Origin of the sequence: Bacillus sp. SD088, assembly GCF_017355205.1 — a bacterium.
GTDB lineage: Bacteria > Bacillota > Bacilli > Bacillales > Bacillaceae_C > Lederbergia.
The window spans coordinates 1-1,341 of record NZ_JADIJK010000067.1; the positions used below are offsets into that span (position 1 = coordinate 1).

Genomic DNA, 1,341 nt, shown 5'->3' on the forward strand with positions numbered 1-1,341 from the left:
TCTGCTCGCGATTCTGAAACATGGCTGTGGCTATGTGCCGCTTGAAGCTGATTATCCCGCCAAACGATTGCACCAGATGATTGCGGATTGTCAGATTGAGACAATTTTATGTGGGGAGCGGCACTGGACCGCACTGGAGACCGTCGATGTCCCGCAGGTTCTCTCTCTTCATGGAGACTATCAAGAAGGGGTACAGGAAAGCAAGGGAAGCGCGCATGATATCGCATATGTTATCTTCACCTCTGGTTCTACAGGGCAACCGAAAGGGGTCATCGTGGAACATCACAATGTGGTGCGGTTGGTGAAAAATCAAGACTATGTGCCACTGGAGTCTGCTCGCGTTTTACAAACCGGTGCGCTATCCTTTGATGCCTCCACATTTGAAATATGGGGTCCGCTTCTCAATGGCGGCACAGTCGCGTTAGTGGAGGCCGATATTGTGACCGCTCCGGCTCAATTACGAGACGCGCTGGAGACCTATTCGATCAATACGATGTGGATGACAGCACAATTGTTTAATAATCTCGTCGATTTGGATGTGGATGTGTTTACGCCGCTCGAGTCACTGTTAATTGGTGGAGAAAAACTGTCGGAAGTGCATGTAGAGCGATTCCTCGCTCACCATTCCATCCAATTAATGAATGGCTATGGCCCCACAGAGAATACGACGTTTTCGCTTTATTATCCAATACAACCAGGGGATACCCGGCTGCCAATTGGGCGACCGCTCCAGCACAGCAGTGCCTACATCCTTCAAGGAGAGCAATTATCTGGGATTGGGATGCCAGGCGAATTATGTGTCGGCGGCGATGGAGTTGCCAGAGGTTATCTTAACCAACCAGCGCTCACTGCTGAGAAGTTTGTCGCCAATCCGTATCAACCAGGTGACCGACTCTACCGCACAGGCGATTTGGCGAGATGGTTGCCAGATGGGACGATCGAATACTTGGGGAGAATCGATGACCAAGTAAAGATTCGCGGCTTCCGGATTGAACCAGGCGAAATTGAGCAAGTCATCAAGCAACAGGCGGGGATTCAAGATGTCGCAGTCTTAGTGCAAACAGCCCCAACGGGGGAACCCTTCCTTGCGGCTTATGTCGTGTATCAAGACATGGTCGAGCGACCTGACCCAGACCAGCTCAAAACCCAATTGCGAACGGAATTACCGGATTATATGATCCCAACAACCGTGACCGAGATGGACCAGTTGCCTGTTACGCGCAATGGAAAATTGGATCACCAAGCCTTACCAGTGCCAACCTTCACCAGTTCCACTAGGTATGTCGCACCGAAAAATGAACGGGAAGAAGCACTTGTCGAGATTTTCCAAGGCGTGCTAGG

1 protein-coding gene is annotated in these 1,341 nt (G+C 50.8%); it reads left to right on the forward strand.

The annotated features are described in order from the left end of the window. Positions 1 to 34: 34 nt before the first annotated feature. The coding region (locus IPU53_RS24640; protein ID WP_313886559.1) for an amino acid adenylation domain-containing protein at positions 35 to 1,341 on the forward strand (1,307 nt) is incomplete at its 3' end.